This is a genomic window from Pseudomonas sp. JY-Q, from assembly GCF_001655295.1.
In the GTDB taxonomy this organism is placed as follows: domain Bacteria; phylum Pseudomonadota; class Gammaproteobacteria; order Pseudomonadales; family Pseudomonadaceae; genus Aquipseudomonas; species Aquipseudomonas alloputida.
In genome coordinates, this window is sequence record NZ_CP011525.1 from 3,913,053 (window position 1) to 3,928,449 (window position 15,397).

12 protein-coding genes and 2 pseudogenes are annotated in these 15,397 nt (G+C 59.6%); 6 read left to right on the forward strand and 8 right to left on the reverse strand.

What is annotated here, in order from left to right; translation table 11 throughout:
• Positions 1-179 precede the first annotated feature (179 nt).
• Positions 180-2,366, reverse strand: a complete 2,187-nt coding sequence (locus tag AA098_RS17825; RefSeq protein WP_371044589.1) for a methyl-accepting chemotaxis protein — start codon at positions 2,364-2,366, stop codon at positions 180-182.
• A gap of 370 nt (positions 2,367-2,736) precedes the next feature.
• On the opposite strand from AA098_RS17825, the gene AA098_RS17830 reads away from it, so the two are divergent.
• The 4 genes and pseudogenes from AA098_RS17830 to AA098_RS29875 form a co-directional block, all read left to right on the forward strand.
• Complete coding sequence (locus tag AA098_RS17830) at positions 2,737-3,432, forward strand: 3-oxoacid CoA-transferase subunit A (protein WP_003251128.1); 696 nt, start codon at positions 2,737-2,739, stop codon at positions 3,430-3,432.
• An 8-nt stretch (positions 3,433-3,440) separates the two neighbouring features.
• Complete coding sequence (locus AA098_RS17835; RefSeq protein WP_003251131.1) at positions 3,441-4,082, forward strand: 3-oxoacid CoA-transferase subunit B; 642 nt, start codon at positions 3,441-3,443, stop codon at positions 4,080-4,082.
• A gap of 368 nt (positions 4,083-4,450) precedes the next feature.
• Positions 4,451-5,905: a TrkH family potassium uptake protein gene (locus tag AA098_RS17840; protein WP_003251133.1), complete on the forward strand. Its 1,455-nt coding sequence runs from the start codon at positions 4,451-4,453 to the stop codon at positions 5,903-5,905.
• 48 nt (positions 5,906-5,953) lie between these two features.
• Positions 5,954-6,046: pseudogene (locus AA098_RS29875) on the forward strand (DUF1850 domain-containing protein); the annotation flags it as partial.
• A gap of 55 nt (positions 6,047-6,101) precedes the next feature.
• On the opposite strand, the pseudogene AA098_RS30235 reads toward AA098_RS29875, so the two are convergent.
• Both AA098_RS30235 and AA098_RS29270 read right to left on the reverse strand, forming a co-directional pair.
• Positions 6,102-6,195 (reverse strand): annotated as a pseudogene (locus AA098_RS30235) (hypothetical protein); the annotation flags it as partial.
• Positions 6,194-6,343 carry a hypothetical protein gene (locus tag AA098_RS29270; RefSeq protein WP_014756020.1) on the reverse strand — a complete coding sequence of 50 codons (150 nt, stop codon included), beginning with the start codon at positions 6,341-6,343 and terminating at the stop codon, positions 6,194-6,196. The pseudogene AA098_RS30235 and the gene AA098_RS29270, both read right to left, overlap by 2 nt.
• 109 nt (positions 6,344-6,452) lie before the next feature.
• Here AA098_RS29270 and nhaA point away from each other — a divergent pair, with 109 nt between their 5' ends.
• Positions 6,453-7,814: a Na+/H+ antiporter NhaA gene (nhaA, locus tag AA098_RS17845; RefSeq protein WP_064614850.1), complete on the forward strand. Its 1,362-nt coding sequence runs from the start codon at positions 6,453-6,455 to the stop codon at positions 7,812-7,814.
• Positions 7,815-8,468: 654 nt separating this feature from the next.
• Here the strand turns inward: nhaA and AA098_RS17855 are convergent.
• The 5 genes from AA098_RS17855 to glnT all read right to left on the reverse strand — a co-directional run bounded on the left by AA098_RS17855 (position 8,469) and on the right by glnT (position 14,347).
• Positions 8,469-9,794, reverse strand: a complete 1,326-nt coding sequence (locus tag AA098_RS17855; protein ID WP_004577297.1) for an ammonium transporter — start codon at positions 9,792-9,794, stop codon at positions 8,469-8,471.
• A gap of 206 nt (positions 9,795-10,000) precedes the next feature.
• Positions 10,001-11,323, reverse strand: coding sequence for an FMN-binding glutamate synthase family protein (locus tag AA098_RS17860; protein WP_003251143.1), 1,323 nt, complete (start codon positions 11,321-11,323; stop codon positions 10,001-10,003).
• A gap of 15 nt (positions 11,324-11,338) precedes the next feature.
• Positions 11,339-12,022 (reverse strand): protein glxC, encoded by a 684-nt coding sequence (locus AA098_RS17865; RefSeq protein ID WP_054888897.1) that lies wholly within the window; start codon positions 12,020-12,022, stop codon positions 11,339-11,341.
• Positions 12,023-12,033: 11 nt separating this feature from the next.
• Entirely contained in the window at positions 12,034-12,939 is a 906-nt protein-coding gene (locus tag AA098_RS17870) for a glutamine amidotransferase family protein (protein ID WP_053867938.1), read from the reverse strand.
• A 73-nt stretch (positions 12,940-13,012) separates the two neighbouring features.
• Positions 13,013-14,347, reverse strand: a complete 1,335-nt coding sequence (gene glnT, locus AA098_RS17875; protein WP_003251148.1) for a type III glutamate--ammonia ligase — start codon at positions 14,345-14,347, stop codon at positions 13,013-13,015.
• 279 nt (positions 14,348-14,626) lie between these two features.
• On the opposite strand from glnT, the gene AA098_RS17880 reads away from it, so the two are divergent.
• Complete coding sequence (locus AA098_RS17880) at positions 14,627-15,229, forward strand: helix-turn-helix domain-containing protein (RefSeq protein WP_003251150.1); 603 nt, start codon at positions 14,627-14,629, stop codon at positions 15,227-15,229.
• Positions 15,230-15,397: the final 168 nt, after the last annotated feature.

Sequence of the window (15,397 nt, forward strand, 5' to 3'; positions counted from 1 at the left end):
GGCTCACACCAGCAGAGCCGCTACCATTGATCGTTTTGCTTTCTTCGCGGGCAAACCCGCCCTTCGTCCGCTACCGGCCTGGGAGTCAGCAGCCATCGGGGCTGGCTTGCACCTGATGAGTGGCACGTACAGCCAGCCGGATCATGACGGACTCCCGGGTTATCGGACAGGTGCGTTACTCAAGCAGCGACGCCTCGTTCGCCATCATCGCTGACTTCGAACTGCCCCACCAGCTTCTGCAACTTGCCAGCATCCACCTTCACCTTCTGCGCACTGCTTTGCAGCACCAGGGCGGTCTGGCGCATCTCGCTGGAGGACTGGTTGACCTGCTCGATCGTCTTGCCGTATTCCACGCTGCGACGGTTGAGCTGCTGGATGATGGCGAACATGCCCTCCACCGCCTGGTGCAGTTGCACATTTTCGGAAGACGCGTCCTCCGCCAGGCGCAGGCTGTTGTCGACATCCTGCACGCCCTGCTCCATGAAGCTTACCGCCTGCCGGGTTTCGCCCTGCAGGCTCTCGACCATATGGCGAATGTCGTCGGCGGCACGCGAGGTGCGTGCGGCCAGGCTGCGCACCTCGTCGGCCACCACCGCGAAGCCACGACCATGCTCCCCGGCCCGCGCCGCCTCGATAGCGGCATTGAGCGCCAGCAGGTTGGTCTGGTTGGTGATTTCGCTGATCAACCCGGTGATGTTGTCGATCTCGACCATGCGGCTGTCGAGCCGCTGCACGCTGGATGATGAGCGCGCCACCACATCGCGGATCGACTGGGTGCCCGCCTGCACCGCCTGGTACTGCGCGCGTGCGCGGCTGACCACTTCGTCCATGGCCTGTTTCATCTGCTCGGCGCTGACCGAGGCCTGCTGCAGTTCGCCGAGTTGCTCTTCCATGATGATCATCATCTGGTGCACGGCGTCGGCCACGTCGGCGGAGCTTACGCTGGCCTCCTGGCTGCGCCCGAGCATCATCTGGTTGGTGCTGCCAACCGTGCGACTGGCCTTGACCACCTGCCCGACCACCGTGTCCAGGCGGTCGATGAAGCTGTTGATCCAGCGCGCCATGTCGCCGCTCTCATCATTGGCCAAGGTACTGGTATCCAGGCGCTGGCGCAGGTTGCCTTCACCCTCGGCGATGGTGCACAGCACACTGCTCATGCCATTCAACCTGGCGGCCAGGCGCTTGGGCCCGAGCACGCCGAACAACAAGGTGGCGCCCAGCATGCTCAAGGCCTCGATCGCGTCAGTCAGCCCTTGCGGCAGGCCTGCATAGTGCTGCACCCAGTAATTGCAGCCGAACAGCCCCGCCATGATCGCCACATAGGGTTTCATCAACCCGTAGCTCAGCGAACGCCGGCGATAGACCTCCTCCAGGTCTGCCTCGCACATCATGCCCCAGCGGTCGGGTGAGCCTGGCAACTGGAAGGTCACGCCCTTGCCCACCACTGGCACATGACGGTAGTCGGAATAGCCGGGGTAGGTCACGAACAGGTTGGCACCCCGCCTGATCGTCTCCCTCACGCCTGGGTGCAGTTCCCGCGTGGAAGGGTCGGTGAAACGAAGCTCCAGCTCGGTATGACGCTGGACCTGCACGGTGGTCCAGGGGGTGTGCACACCGTTCTTGAGGTTTTCGCCATGGGTGAAGGTGGCGTCCTCGAAGCGCGAGCGGGACAACGCGGTACCGGGCTGTATGCCAGGGTCGAAGCGCGATTGCGCCATGAACAGGTAGTTGTCGCCCGACTCGGGGTAAATGTGCCCTGCCTCGCGCTGGATCAGGTCACCCAGCACATCGTTGGGCACCCGCCCACACAAACAACCTAGCACTTTGCCCTCGTGCATCAGGGGCTGGTAGAACATCAACGTGACTTCGTCGTGGAAGCGCGAGGAAGACGGGCCGACCTGCAAGGTCAGCGGGTCGCTGTAGGGCCCGTGCAGAAACGGTGCTTTCAGCCCTTGCGCCAGGGCTGCCAAGTGCTCGATGCGTGGCGTGCCACGCTGGGGCCAGGTCGAAGCGATGACGATGCCGTGGGCATCGACGACAAACAGCTCGGAAAAGTCCTCAGCCTGGGCCAGCGTGTTGCGCAACATTGCGCTATCGACTTGAGCGAGCCCGGGCGCCACCTGCTCGGCCAGGTCGGCCAGGTGTTCCCACTGCTCGCGCACCCACTCATGCAGCAACTGCACGCGGGTCTGGGCGATGGCTTCGAACGTTTGCTCGACCTGCGGGTAACTGGCCCGATTAAGGCGGCACGCCCAGCCCATGCTGAATTTGCCGGTTTTGCCAAACCACGGCAGCCAACCCTTTTCACTCGACGATAACTGCATCGAACCACTGGAAAGCGACATTATCTTCACCATACGCGACATCGAATGGCAATCTGATAGCAAGTCGCACGCCAACGGCGGGAGGCGTGATTAATCGGCCGTCCCGCGGAGTGGATGCACTTCATCAGTGCAAGGTGCCGGCAGGTAAACCCCGGAGCGCACCAGACAGGGGCAAAAATGAGGGGTTTAAGCATTCAACTGAAATGAGACAAATAGCCTCCAGAACTGCTCGCAGATCGCACAACAGTTCGATAATCGCACAAATTCAGCCAAACCCTCTCTACTGTTGCCCTATCTTGCGGCACGCTATAGCGAAAGTCAGCAAGCAATTTCGAGTGCTGACAGGCCCCATCGCTTCACGCGCTCCGGCCAGCCCGACAACCACAACTCCAGGAACAACCAGGAGCTCGCCTTGATCAATAAAACGTACGAGTCCATCGCCAGCGCGGTGGAAGGGATCACCGACGGTTCGACCATCATGGTCGGTGGCTTCGGCACGGCTGGCATGCCGTCCGAGCTGATCGATGGCCTCATTGCCACCGGTGCCCGCGACCTGACCATCATCAGCAACAACGCCGGCAACGGCGAGATCGGCCTGGCCGCCCTGCTCATGGCAGGCAGCGTGCGCAAGGTGATCTGCTCGTTCCCGCGCCAGTCCGACTCCTACGTGTTCGACGAACTGTACCGCGCCGGCAAGATCGAACTGGAAGTGGTCCCGCAGGGCAACCTGGCCGAGCGTATCCGCGCCGCAGGCTCCGGCATTGGTGCGTTCTTCTCACCGACCGGCTACGGTACCCTGTTGGCCGAGGGCAAGGAAACCCGTGAGATCGACGGCCGCATGTACGTGCTGGAAATGCCGCTGCACGCCGACTTCGCACTGATCAAGGCGCACAAGGGTGACCGTTGGGGCAACCTGACCTACCGCAAGGCCGCCCGCAACTTCGGCCCGATCATGGCCATGGCTGCCAAGACCGCCATCGCCCAGGTCGACCAAGTCGTCGAACTTGGTGAACTGGACCCGGAACACATCATCACCCCGGGTATCTTCGTCCAGCGCGTGGTCGCCGTCACCGGTGCTGCCGCTTCTTCGATTGCCAAAGCTGTCTGAGGCCTGCCATGACCATCACCAAAAAGCTCTCCCGCACCGAGATGGCCCAACGCGTGGCCGCAGACATCCAGGAAGGCGCGTATGTAAACCTGGGTATCGGCGCACCGACCCTGGTGGCCAACTACCTGGGCGACAAGGAAGTGTTCCTGCACAGCGAGAACGGCCTGCTGGGCATGGGCCCAAGCCCTGCGCCGGGCGAGGAAGACGATGACCTGATCAACGCCGGCAAGCAGCACGTCACCCTGCTGACCGGTGGTGCCTTCTTCCACCATGCCGATTCGTTCTCGATGATGCGTGGTGGCCACCTGGACATCGCTGTACTGGGCGCCTTCCAGGTGTCGGTCAAGGGCGACCTGGCCAACTGGCACACGGGCGCCGAAGGCTCGATCCCGGCCGTAGGCGGTGCAATGGACCTGGCCACCGGCGCCCGCCAGGTGTTCGTGATGATGGACCACCTGACCAAGACCGGCGAAAGCAAGCTGGTGCCCGAGTGCACCTACCCGCTGACCGGTATCGCTTGCGTCAGCCGCATCTACACCGACCTGGCCGTACTGGAAGTGACACCTGAAGGGCTGAAAGTGGTCGAGATCTGCGCGGACATTGATTTTGACGAGCTGCAGAAGCTCAGTGGCGTACCGCTGATCAAGTAATCCAGAAAGCCAGCGGGGCTTTCCATGCCCGCTGCGGCACTCTCAACAGTGCCGCACAAGCGCTGCACGGCAGCCCCGGCAATTCGTGTATCCACGCTGAAATCCGGGGGCTGCTCCGCAGCCCTTTCGCGACACAAGGCTTGCGCTGTTTTCGCCAACCCGCGAAGGGGGTACGCGGCGTTGAGGCCTCTCTTCCAACCGTTTGGGAGCTGACAGACGGGAACACGCGTAGAGATCAGCCCAATGAGCCATCGAGCGAGAGCCAGCCAGCGGCGTGCAAAATCCCCGGCCGCGACTTTACGCCTTTTTTACTCGACATTACCGTAAAGCAAGCAATACTGCCGGCACTGTCCCAACGAGCTCCCTCAATGCCGCTGCCTGCATTGCGTTTCATTGCCTTCATTATTGGCGTATTCCTGATCACATTGGCCGTCAGCATGGTGATTCCGATGCTGACGTTGCTGTGGTACGACCGCAGCGACGACCTCGGCGCATTCGTCTGGTCGAGCCTGATCGTTCTGTGCGTCGGCCTGCTTCCGGTAGCCCGGGGCGTCCCCGACATACCGCAACTGCGGACCAGGGACATGTATTTCCTCACGACGGCAAGCTGGGTCATCGTGTGTGCATTTGCGGCGCTGCCGATGGTGTTAATTCGCGACATCAGTTACACGGACGCGTTCTTCGAAACCATGTCGGGAATTACCACCACCGGCTCGACCGTGCTGACAGGCCTGGACAGTGCATCACCGGGGCTACTGATATGGCGTTCCCTGCTGCACTGGCTGGGAGGCATTGGATTTATCGGCATGGCCGTGGCGATCCTGCCACTGCTGCGCGTGGGCGGCATGCGCCTGTTCCAGACCGAGTCTTCGGATTGGTCTGACAAAGTGACGCCACGTTCGCATGTGGCTGCCAAGATGATACTGCTGGTCTACCTGGCCCTGACAGCATTGGGAACAGGGGCGTTGTGGGCTGCCGGCATGACCCCGTTCGAAGCCATCAATCATTCGATGTCGCTGATTTCAACCGGTGGTTACTCGACCTCGGATGCCTCGCTGGCTCATTGGCCACAGCCTGCGGTGCATTGGGTAGCTGTGGTCATCATGATACTCGGCAGCCTGCCCTTCACACTCTATGTCGCCACGCTGCGTGGCCATCGACGCATCCTGCTCACGGACCATCAAGTTCGCGGTTTCATTGGTTTTCTCGTCTTCGTCTGGCTCACCGTCGGAACCTGGCTCTGCCTGCACAGCGACCTGGCTTGGTGGGATGCGTTTCGTATCGTTGCGGTCAATGTGACCTCGGTGGTGACCACCACAGGCGTTGCCTTGGGTGATTACACGCTCTGGGGCAGCTTCGCCATCATGCTGTTCTTTTACCTGACGTTCGTCGGCGGGTGCTCGGGCTCCACCGCCGGCGGTTTGAAAATATTCCGTTTCCAGGTGGCCGCTGCCTTGCTTGTCAGCAGCCTGAAGCAGTTGATCCATCCACGGGCAACAATCTCGAAGAAATACAATGGGCACCCCATCGATGAAGAGATCGTACGGTCACTGCTGACGTTCTCCTTCTTCTTCTCCGTCACCATCGCAGTCATCGCCCTTGGCCTCTCTCTGATAGGGCTCGACTGGATGACGGCATTGAGCGGGGCGGCCACCGCGGTGTGCAACGTCGGCCCAGGCCTGGGGACGATTATCGGGCCTGTAGGTAATTTCGCCTCGTTGCCGGACGCAGCGAAATGGTTGCTGACGGTTGGCATGCTGCTTGGACGGCTCGAGATCCTCACCGTACTGGTACTTGTCTCGCCGGCCTTCTGGCGATTCTAGGCCTGAGGTCATACAACCAATCAGCCAGAAGACCTCTGGACTCCCCGCATGCCCCGCCTTTGCGGTGGGCTAGGTGGTGTAGCCTGGGCCAGCCTGCCACTGCTCGATTTTACCCTCGCGTGGCAGCACGGTGTCGAACGCTGGGCGAAGGCATTACCGAACCCCACAGTCGCAGCGTGCACAGCACCTTGAGACAGAACACGACCACCCTAAGTACCGCGCCCAACGACAATGATGCTGAAGAACGGAAAATGCTCCAGGAAAGCAAACAAGGCGAGCGCACTGTCTTCACAATGTGCAGGTGGCGGTGATCAGTTGGATAAATTGCCGTTCGCCAAGCCCCGCGTGCTCGGAAATCACCATAAACCGTAACGTCCGCAGGGAAAAATCCCAGACCGACGCCCCATGGGAGTGAATGGTTTGGCGCTTGTTGTTCATCTGAGAGTGGTTATTCGGTAGACTACCGGACGGGTGCCAGCTGCACGGTGCAGTGGGGCAGGTTAAAGAACAGCGCAGGTCGGGCCGCCATGCGGGAGTACCTGTGCCTATGCATAAAGTAGAATTACCTCGCGCCCAGAAACTGGCTGAGCGTGCCTTCGCCAACCTTGAACGCTTTTTGCACATTGAAGCGGTCAGCGGCATCGTTCTGTTGATTGCCGCAGTCGCTGCATTGATTTGGGCGAATTCCCCGGCTGCCGACAGTTATGAAGCCCTTTGGCATACGCCGTTGACGTTCGGCGTAGGCTCGCATGTCTATTCGCAGTCTCTGCATTTCTGGATCAATGATGGCTTGATGACCATCTTTTTCCTGGTCGTGGGCATGGAGATCCGCCGCGAAATCCACGAGGGTGCACTGTCCAGCCTGCGCCAAGCCACACTCCCCATGGCAGCCGCTGTCGGCGGCGTAGCGGTACCCGCACTCCTCTACCTGAGTTTTGGTCACGCGTCGGCAGACCAGCAAGGCTGGGCCGTGCCAACGGCGACGGATATCGCCTTTGCGGTGGGCGTATTGGCACTGCTCGGCAAGTCGATCCCGTCCAACGTACGTGTGTTCCTCCTCGCCCTGGCAATCATCGATGACATCATCGCAGTCCTGATCATCGCGTTCTTCTACTCAGGCGGCCTTGATTACACCGGTTTCGGCGTTGCACTGATCGGCCTGCTAATGGTGATCGGGCTTCAAAAGATCGGTGTGGGTTCAGCCTACGCCTACGTCCTTCCCGGTGCGATCGTCTGGCTGGGCATCTTGTTGACCGGCGCCCACCCGACCCTCGCAGGCGTCGTGCTGGGCCTGATGACACCTGTCACCGCAATGCCGATGCGTGAGCGCCCACTGGATGCCATTTCCCGCTTCACCGGCGAATTGCTGGGGCGCGCCAAGGCGCCTGAGCAAGATGCCAGCGACCTCATGGACCCGTTGAAACGACTGCGCCTGGCCCAGCGCGAACTGCTGCCGCCGGTAGTGCGCATGCAAGGCACCCTGCACCCCTGGGTAGCCTTCGGCATCATGCCGGTGTTTGCCTTGGCCAACGCTGGGGTCAGCCTTTCGGGTGTCGACCTGTCCGTTGACGGCCCCCAGTGGGTCATGATCGCCGTCGCTGTCGCCCTGGTAGCAGGAAAGCCGTTGGGCATCGTCAGCGTCAGCTGGCTGATGGTCCGCCTGGGCTGGTGCGTGCTTCCCGCCGAGGTCAACTGGCGTAGCATTGTCCTGGTCGGGCTGCTGGCCGGTATCGGTTTCACCATGTCGATCTTCATCGCCAACCTCGCGTTCGTCGACCCTGGCTCACTTGGGGCAGCGAAACTCGGCGTGCTATCCGCATCGTTGATCGCGGCCGTGCTGGGTTTGACCTGGGGGGTGTGGAGCCTGCGTAGCGCAGCGTCTGCTACCAAAGCAGGTTCGCCCACCTAGCTACACTCCGGACTGGCGATCCCTTGCAGTTGGGCAAGCGGATCGCCACTCCCGGCGCGGCTGTTCCGATTTTCAAATGGCGTTCAGCCCTGGAAATACTCAACTGCGCTCATCGACGAACTTCGCTCGGAATTGAGAAACTGGAGCGTGACGTTGGCTTACCAGGGCCATGCCCTGAGGCACAGAAAAAAGGCACACACTTGCTGAAATTTGAGCATTGAGGGCATCAGAGCCAGCCCTCATCCGGATCTGAGAGAGGAAGAATACCTTGGTCAATCAAATTGCCGATTTGGACGCGTATTTGGAGCTTTTGGGACCAATAGCCGACGAGCTTGAACAGCAAGTCGCACCCTGCAACGCTACCCGACCGATGCTGATCGCATGGCTGACGGAATGGATTCGAAGCCCCAATGCGCTGAGTGAGATCAGACATGATCTGCCTCGGCTTCCCCAAGGTCTGACGTCGGCGTACAGCAAGTGGAATCACCTGGGTGGCGGCCAGTAATTGCCGCCACCTCCCTACATGATCCTTATGCTGCTTGCCGCTCAACAGGCTGCTGATTAGTTGCAAGGCATCGTGCACGTCCTACGCCCCATGCCAGGGCCCCAGTTGTCGACTCTCCTGGGCGCAAACTGCCGGGGCGCTCTCCTCACTTAGTGGTTGTAAGCCCGCTCGTTATGCTCACCGAGGTCAAGCCCCATTTCCTCAACAGCGTCATGTGCCCGCAACCCGACGACGGCCTTTAACACTCTGAGAATGATCCAGCTCGCAATGAAGCAGTAGGCCGTTGTGAATGCCACCCCTTTGACCTGCGCGATCACCTGGTCAGCCATGGTGACGTTCTCGACCAACCCGCCCAACGACGGCACGCAGAAAACGCCAGTCAACACGGCGCCAATCATTCCGCCGATACCGTGCAAGCCGAATACATCCAGGCTGTCGTCATAGCCCAGGCGCGTCTTGAGCACCGTCACGCTGAGATAACAGAACACGCCACAAAGCAGGCCGATGGCCAGCGCGCCGCCAACCCCTACATACGCACAGGCTGGGGTAATCCCGACCAGGCCGGCCAAGGCGCCACTGGCTAGCCCCAACGCACTCGGTTTACCTACCCTGAGCCACTCGGTGAACATCCAGCCCAGAATACCGGCACACGCACCGAGCTGAGTGTTGAGCATCACGATGCCTGAAAGGCCAGTGAGGCCGCCGCCGGAGCCGATGTTGAATCCAAACCAGCCGACCCAGAGCATCGCCGCGCCGACCATCGTGAGGCTCAGGTTATGTGCAGGCATTGGAGCGTTTTCGTAACCCTTACGCTTGCCAAGCAGCAAACAGGCGGCAAGCGCAGCTACACCGGCGTTGATGTGAACTGCAGTACCACCAGCGAAATCCAGCACGCCCCAGTTGTGCATCAAAGCCCCTGCTCCACCCCATACCATGTGGGCCACTGGCGCGTAGACAAGGGTGAACCAGATGGCCATGAACAGCAGCGCCGACGAGAACTTCATACGTTCGGCAAAAGCCCCGGCAATGAGCGCCGGAGTGATGATGGCAAAGGTCATTTGGAAGGTAACAAACACCCCTTCCGGAATGTCGCCAACCAGGCTTTCAGACGTCATGCCTGCCAAAAATGCGCGGTTCAGCCCGCCGACAAAACTATTGAAGCTAACCTCGCCCTCAACCATGTTGGTGGTATCGACCACCATGCTGTAGCCATAAACCACCCACAGCACCCCCACCAGTCCGGCGATACCAAAACATTGGGTGAACAGTGACAGCATGTTCTTGGCTCGCACGAGACCGCCGTAAAACAGCGCAAGGCCTGGCAGACACATGAACAGCACCAGAACCGCCGCCGTTACCATCCAGGCGGTGCTGCCGGTGTTCAATGTTGGGGCATCAGCCGCCTGTGCCAGCGGTATACATGCACTGAGCGCGAGCAACGCAAGAAGTGATTTGCCGGGTAGACGATTAACCATTGTGGAAGCTCCTGCGATGAATGGAAAAGTGTCTGGCAGAAAGCGAGGCGGTGAAGCGCTGGGCCGTTGAGGCCTCTTGGATGGGTCAAATCAAGAATGGCCTGAACGCAAGAGCGCACTTGCCCTTGGCGGCGGCGTGTCAGACAACAATTCAGTTGCAGACAGATCGCCGCCACGGGCACACGCGCTCCTGCATCAGGTAATGCTCAGTACTGGCTGCCTGGAATCCACGAAGTCCCTGCCAATGGCACGCGAGCCATAGCGGCGGATTCTACGGTCAAGGCCACCAGATCCTCAGGGTCGAGGTTGTGCAGGTGGGATTTGCCGCAGGCTCGCGCCATGGTTTGCGCCTCCAGCACCAGAACACGCAAATAGTTGGCCAACCTGCGCCCGCCTTCGATCGGATCAAGACGTTTTGACAGCTCCGGATCCTGCGTGGTGATACCTGCCGGGTCACGACCGTTCTGCCAGTCATCGTAGAAGCCAGCCGCAGAGCCGATCTTCTTGAGCTCATCGTCCAGGCGTGGATGGTTGTCACCCAGAGCAATCAATGCGGCCGTACCGATGGCCACGGCATCGGCACCCAGCGCCATTGCCTTGGCAACGTCTGCACCGTTACGGATGCCGCCGGAGACAATCAGTTGCACCTTGCGGTGCATGCCCATCTCCTGCAACGCCTGAACCGCCTGGGGAATGGCCGGCAGGATGGGGATACCGACGTGCTCGATGAACACTTCCTGAGTCGCAGCGGTACCGCCTTGCATGCCATCAAGCACGATCACATCGGCGCCGGCCTTCACTGCCAGCTTGACGTCGTAGTAAGGACGGCTGGCCCCGATTTTCACGTAAATCGGTTTTTCCCAATCGGTGATCTCACGGATCTCGGCAATCTTGATCGCCAAGTCGTCAGGCCCAGTCCAGTCCGGATGACGGCATGCCGAGCGCTGGTCAACGCCGATGGGCAAGGTACGCATACCGGCAACACGCTCGGTCACCTTCATGCCCAGCAGCATACCGCCGCCACCGGGCTTGGCGCCCTGCCCCAAGACGATTTCGATGGCATCGGCCTTGCGCAGGTCATCAGGGTTCATGCCATAACGCGAAGGCAGGTACTGGTAAACCAGGTGCTGGGATTGGCCGCGTTCTTCCGGCGTCATGCCACCGTCGCCCGTGGTGGTACTGGTGCCTGCAATAGTGGCGCCGCGCCCCAGGGCTTCTTTCGCATTGGCCGACAATGCACCGAAGCTCATGCCGGCGATTGTCACCGGAATTTTCAGGTGGATCGGCTTCTTGGCGAACCGGTTACCGAGGATTACATCCGTTCCGCATTTCTCACGGTAGCCTTCCAGCGGGTAGCGCGAGACGCTTGCACCGAGCAGCAGCAGGTCGTCGAAGTGCGGCAGCTTGCGCTTGGTACCACCGCCGCGAATGTCATAGATGCCGGTCTCGGCGGCACGCTGGATTTCCTGGATAGTCAGACGATCAAAGGTGGCCGACTCGCGCAGGACTGGAGGGGTTTTTTCGCTCATTTTCTTGCTCCTGAATCAGTACGCGGAGGCGTTGTCGACTTTGAAGTTGTACAGCTGGCGAGCCGAGCCGTAGCGCTTGAAGTCACTGGCTTTCTCGTTGAAGCCGGCTTTGTTCAAAAGCGCTTGCAACTCTTCAATGTGCTCCGGGCGCATCTCTTTTTCGATGCAGTCAGAACCTAGCGACTCGACCTTTCCTTTGACGAAAATCTTCGTCTCGTACAGGGAGTCACCCAGCGCATCGCCGGCGTCACCGCATACCACAAGGCGTCCCGCCTGCCCCATGAAGCAGCTCATGTGGCCGATGCTGCCGCCGACCACGATGTCGATCCCTTTCATCGAGATCCCGCAACGGGCGCCGGCGTCGCCTTCGATCACCAGCAGACCGCCATGCGCCGTAGCGCCCGCTGCTTGCGAAGCGCTGCCTTTTACTCGGACGTAGCCAGACATCATGTTCTCGGCGCAACCAACGCCGACGTTCCCGTGCACAGTGATGGAAGCCTTCTGGTTCATACCGGCGCAGTAGTAGCCGGCATGCCCCTGGATATCCACGGACACCGCTTCGTTTACGCCGACCGCGATGTTGTGCGCGCCGCCAGAGTGAGTGACAACCCACTCTCTTTCCTCAAGCGTCTTCGCTTGATCGTGCAGCGCCTGGTTAAGGTCACGCACGGTGGTGTTGCTAAGATTGAAGGTTTTCATGTGCGTGCTCCTTAAGCCGACTCGCGTTCCCAGATGTACATGGTGGCCGGAACAGGTTCCCAGACCTTGGCTTTCTCGATGCCCGGCAGGCTCGACAGCGCCTGATACTCCGAAGCCATCGCGACGTAGTCCTCGGTTTCGGCAAGAATTGCGGGCTTACAAGCAATCGGATCTCGGATCACGGCGAATCCATTGCGGGTGCCGATTGCGAAGGTGAAAAAGCCGTCCAGTGCTTCGAGCGAACTGTCCAAGGCGGTCTTCAGACTGTCGCCTTGCTGCAGACGCCAGGCCAGGTAACCGGCCGCGACTTCAGTGTCATTCTCGGTGTCGAACTGGATGCCTTCGCGGCGCAGTTCCTGACGCAGACGGAAGTGGTTGGACAGCGAGCCGTTGTGCACCAGGCACAAGTCAGCGCCGGTAGAGAACGGGTGGCTGCCTTCCATGGTTACGGCGCTTTCAGTCGCCATCCGGGTATGGCCGATGATGTGGCTGCCTTTCATCGAACCCAAACCGAAGCGCTCGGAGATCTCTTTAGGCAAGCCCATGCCCTTGAGGATCTCGATGCTTTTGCCGGCGCTCATGATGCGCACGTCCGGGGCCAGCTCGGCCAAAGCGGAACGTACGGCAGCTTCCTCAGCCTTGATCTTCAACACGATGGCGCTCGCATTTTGGAACCAGTCCAAAGACGCCGCGAGCTTGCCTTCCAGTGCGCCCACCAGCGCTTTGAAGTCGTAGTCATCGGTTGCTGCTTGCAAGGTCAACTTCACCCAGCCATCAGCAACTTCATCGCCGTAAATGGCGAAGCCGGCACTGTCGGGGCCGCGATCAGTCATGGCTTCCAGCATGGGTTCAAAGAGTTTGCCGAGCTGGGGCTCCAGCGCCGGATTTTTCAGGTATAGCCCCACAATTCCACACATATCGTTAACTCCTGGGCAGAAGACCCCCTACCCATTGGCAGGGTGTCAGAAAGGGTTGGTTAAACTGGCTAGATCAGAAGAACTCGGTGTAGCGCTTCACTTCCCAGTCCGAGACGTGACGGCTGTACTCCACCCACTCCATGCGCTTGAGCTTGATGAACTCACCCACGATTTCGCTACCAAGTACCTCGGCGAACAGTGGGTCAGCCTCAAGGGCATCACAGGCTTCCTTGAGCGACTGAGGTAAGGTCTTGATGCCGCGCGCGGCGATTTCTTCAAGACTCAACTTGTAGAGGTTCTCGTTGCACACCTGGTCGATTTCCAGCTTGCGGTCGATGCCGTCCAGTCCCGCCGCGATGATTGCTGCGCTGACCAGGTAGGGGTTGCAGCCAGCATCCGGCAGGCGGAACTCCAGGCGGCCATACGGAACACGAACCATGGCCGAGCGGTTATTGGCGCCAAACGCGATAAAGGCTGGTGCCCAGGTCGCCCCGGACAAGGAATTGCCCACAACAAGGCGCTTGTAGGAGTTGACCGTCGGCGCTGCGAAGGCGCACAAGGCTGGGCCATGCGCCAGAAGGCCTGCGGCGAAGTGGTAGGCCATTTTCGACAGGCCCATGCCGCTCGGATCGCTCGCATCGTGGAACAAGTTTTTGTTGGTCGCGCTGCTGATCGACAGGTGAAAGTGCATGCCGTTGCCCGCCCGCTTGGGATCAGGCTTTGGCATGAATGAGCAAATGATGCCCATGTCGTTGGCAATCTCACCGGCAGCCATGCGGAAAAAGGTGAACCGATCAGCTGATTCCATGGCATTGCTGTAGGTGTAATTGATCTCGAACTGGCCGTTGGCGTCTTCGTGATCGATCTGGTAAATGTCGAAACCCACTGGCTGCAAGGCTTCGGTCAGCCGCTCAAGAAACTCGCGCGAGCGGGACAGGCCTTTGTAGTCGTAGCACGGCTTGTCCAGATCATCGCTGGCGTCGACCATCTGCAGCTTGCCCTGTCCATCGCGCTTGAACAGGCTAAATTCTGGCTCCAGTCCGGTATTCAGCGTCCAGCCACGATCGCTCAATCGCTCCACCTGCTTCTGCAGGACGTAGCGGCTGTCGTATGGCCAAGGCTTGTTCTCAACATGACCAATGCATACCACGCGGCCGTAACCTGGCTGCCATGGCACTGGCGTGAGTGAAGCCAGGTCACCCTTGGCCATGAAATCGGGGCCATGCGGTTCCATGCCCATACCGCAGATCGCGAAACCCGCAAACCCCGCCCCGGCTTCGGCAACCATCTCGAGACCCGATACGGGTACCGATTTGGTCTTGGCCGAACCATGGATATCTACGAACTGGGCCAGGACATACTTGATCCCGTGTGTCTCGATCAGGCGCTGTGTTTCTTGTGGCAACATGGACATGACTCCTGGCTGTAGCAATTCGTGGTGGGGAGGTCGATTAGTCGCCCGATCTGATTATTACGAACAGGAAACTTAATTTCCCATCAGGAATGCAATGAGCTTGCCAACTCGCTGCTGTCGCGGAAAAACTCGATTCGAGGGGAGCCTTTCTGCTTTGTTTATGGGAAAATATTTTTCCCGTGATGAATAACGCCAAGCGACCCTATCCGGCGCGGCCACATTTGCACATTCTCAGTGCGAAAATAAATTTACTGTGCGGAATTAGTGCAAGCCATGAACACACACGAAAGCCAACCCAAGCTCAAGCTTGAGCAGTACCTGGGCATCCAGATAAAACGTCAGCGCCAAGCGCAGGATCTGAAGCTTGCGGACGTGGCGCGCATAGCTGGAATCAGTCAGGGCATGCTTAGCAAGATTGAAAACGCTCAGGTGTCGACCAGCCTTGAAAACCTGAGCCGTCTTTGCGATGTGCTCGGCATGCCGATGTCAAAACTGTTCAGCCAGTATGACCAGCAAGGCAGCAGCGCGATTCTGGTCAAACGCGATGAAGGGCTGGAAGTCGTTCGCCGTGGCACGGAAAAAGGCCATACCTACCACCTGCTGAACCACACCCGTGGGCCCAAGAAAAGCTTCGAGGCGTACATGGTGAGCATGGATGACGCTAGCGAGGAATTTCCGACCTTCTCCCACCCAGGCACTGAGTTCCTTCACTTGCTGGAGGGCGAGATGGTCTACCGCCACGGGAACCAGCTCTATCACCTGGAAGCAGGTGACAGCCTGACATTCGATGCTGACATTCCCCACGGCCCGGAAAAACTGATAAGCGTCCCGATCCGCCTCCTGTCGATCATGAACTACGCCCCCGCAGAGGCCTGACCACTCAGGTTGCCACGAGTCCAGGCTGAACCTGGACTCGCTTTCCCCTCCTCCCCACGCCCACGCCCCACATTTCCTGTCAGTAAAAAATCTTTCCCATACGTGTAGACGTGTCGGCTGAATTCGCCTATAAATTCGCCATCCGGAATATTTAATTCCCTAAGAGAA